The following is a 2,142-nucleotide window of genomic DNA, read 5'->3' on the forward strand; positions in this document are numbered from 1 at the left end:
CTGTTCCCTGGGCTTTCGACGCGTCAAAGGCCCTGGCGCCCGGCGGCGTCAGCCGCCGCCGCGCCAGTCGGCGCGGGTTCAAGGGCCGTTTTGCAACGTCCCTTGATATGAGTCTCACGGACGGGCCGCGGGTTTTGGCGCATGAGCGACAACAAGGACGAATGGGTAGTCTGGAACGGCTCGCTCGGCGTTCTCGACATGGCGGCCATGGGCCGGATCGAGCAGGACGCGGCGGGGCGCAACGCCTGGCTGGCCGCGCCTTATGACGTGGTCGGCCCGTTCAGCCTCGACGAATTGGAAAGCATCGGCCGCGTCGCCTTCGGGGCCTGCCTCGTGATGTCGCGCGAGCGCTGGCGGGACGATCAGGTCGAATTGCGCCTGCAAGCGCGCGAACAGCGCCGCGCTTTTGCCGCACGCTTCGCCGAACCCGACGACGATTTCGACCATCGCGAAACGCTGGAGCTTCGGGCGGAGGGCGCGCTCACGGCCGCCGAGATCAACGCGGCCTTCCGCCGCCTGGCCAAAAAGGCCCATCCGGACGCCGGCGGCGAGCACGCAGCCTATATCCGGCTGACCGAGGCCCGCGACGCTCTACTCGAGCGAGCCTCGGCCGTAAACTGATGCCGGTTCTCATTTATGAGAACCGGTAAGGAGCGAATGCGACCGGTAGGGCGTCGTTTTAGACGCCCGTCTGAAGCCGGGCTGCCGGCTGATGCGAGGGGCCTCGATGATCGCGATGAGTCGCGATCATCGAAACTCAGTGTGAACTCAGTTTCTCGGCGTCGTCGTCGAAGCGGACGCCTGATGGCGGTAATGGCCGGCGTGACGGCGCCGCCCGCAGCCGCCGCGCAGCCCGCAGCCAATGCCGGGGCCAGCCGCATAGCCGATGACGCCGCCGGCGACCAGGCCGACCGGGCCGAACACCAGCGCGCCGGCGCCGGCGCCGAGCAGGCCGTCGAGCGGGCGCTCATCCGCGAAAGCCTCTGCGCTGGCGCAAACCAATCCCAGCGCCAGAATGGCGGCGAGCGATGTCCTGATCATGAATCAACCCCTTTGCTATGACTTCAGTCACCGCATGGGAATGTCCAAAATAAGGCGAGAAGGCGAAACGGCGCTCAGGCGGCGAGATCGGCCACCACCGCGTCGAGCACCGGAAAGCCTTCCGAGGTCACCCGGATACGGCCCTGGCGGGTATATTCCACCATGCCATTGGCGATCAGATCGGCGACGCGCGAGGCTTCGAACCTTTTGCCGGTCAGGGCCTGGAACCGCGCCGGGTCGATGCCCTCGGTCAGGCGCAGGCCCATCAGCAGGAATTCGTCGCCCTGCGCCTCGATCGACAAAGCCTCGTCCTCGACCAGGCCGCAGCCTTCCGTCTCGACCACGGTCAGCCACATTTCGGGATGCGGCTCGGTGGCGTGGGCGCGGCGGCCGCCCTTGGCCGCGACGATGCGGCCATGCGCGCCCGGACCGACGCCGACATATTCGCCATAGCGCCAATAGATCAGATTATGCCGGCTCTCGGCGCCCGGCCGGGCGTGATTGGAAATCTCATAGGCCGGCATGCCGGCCTTTTCGGTCAACTCCTGGGTGACGTCCCACAGGTCGCGAGCGACATCCGCCTTGGGGATTTTCAGTTTCCCGGCGCGCCAAAGTTGCTCGAACATCGTGTCCGGCTCGATGGTGAGCTGATAGAGCGAGAGATGTTCCGGCGCGCGCGCCAAGGCCTCGGACAATTCGCGCGCCCAGGCCTGCGGCGACTGGCCGGGGCGGGCGTAGATCAAGTCGAACGAGGCCCGGTCGAAGGTTTGCGTGGCGATGTCGAGGGCGCGCATCGCCTCCTCGGCGCTATGCAGCCGCCCGAGCAGCTTGAGGTCCGCATCGTTAAGCGCCTGGACGCCAAGCGAGACGCGATTGATCCCGGCCCCGCGATAGCCGCGAAACCGGCCGGCCTCGACGCTGGATGGATTCGCCTCCAGCGTGATCTCGGCTTTGGGATCGAGCTTCCACAGCTCGCCGATGGTTTCGATAATGGCGGCGACAGTCTCCGGCGCCATCAGCGAGGGCGTACCGCCGCCGAAAAAGATCGAGCGGACTTGCCGGCCTTGGGTCAGGTCGGCGCGGTGCTTCAGCTCGGCCTGA

3 protein-coding genes are annotated in these 2,142 nt (G+C 66.8%); 1 reads left to right on the top strand and 2 read right to left on the bottom strand.

The window, feature by feature from the left end:
- Positions 1 to 141 precede the first annotated feature (141 nt).
- On the top strand, positions 142 to 621 hold the full coding sequence (locus tag ACE3S9_RS18925; protein ID WP_374548027.1) for a J domain-containing protein: 480 nt from the start codon (positions 142 to 144) through the stop codon (positions 619 to 621).
- Positions 622 to 768: 147 nt separating this feature from the next.
- Here the strand turns inward: ACE3S9_RS18925 and ACE3S9_RS18930 are convergent, their stop codons facing one another.
- Positions 769 to 1,041, bottom strand: coding sequence for a hypothetical protein (locus ACE3S9_RS18930; protein WP_374548028.1), 273 nt, complete (start codon positions 1,039 to 1,041; stop codon positions 769 to 771).
- Positions 1,042 to 1,115: 74 nt separating this feature from the next.
- The coding region (hemW, locus tag ACE3S9_RS18935; RefSeq protein WP_374548029.1) for a radical SAM family heme chaperone HemW at positions 1,116 to 2,142 on the bottom strand (1,027 nt) is incomplete at its 5' end.

Origin of the sequence: Rhodoblastus sp. (assembly GCF_041915505.1) — a bacterium.
GTDB lineage: Bacteria > Pseudomonadota > Alphaproteobacteria > Rhizobiales > Beijerinckiaceae > Rhodoblastus.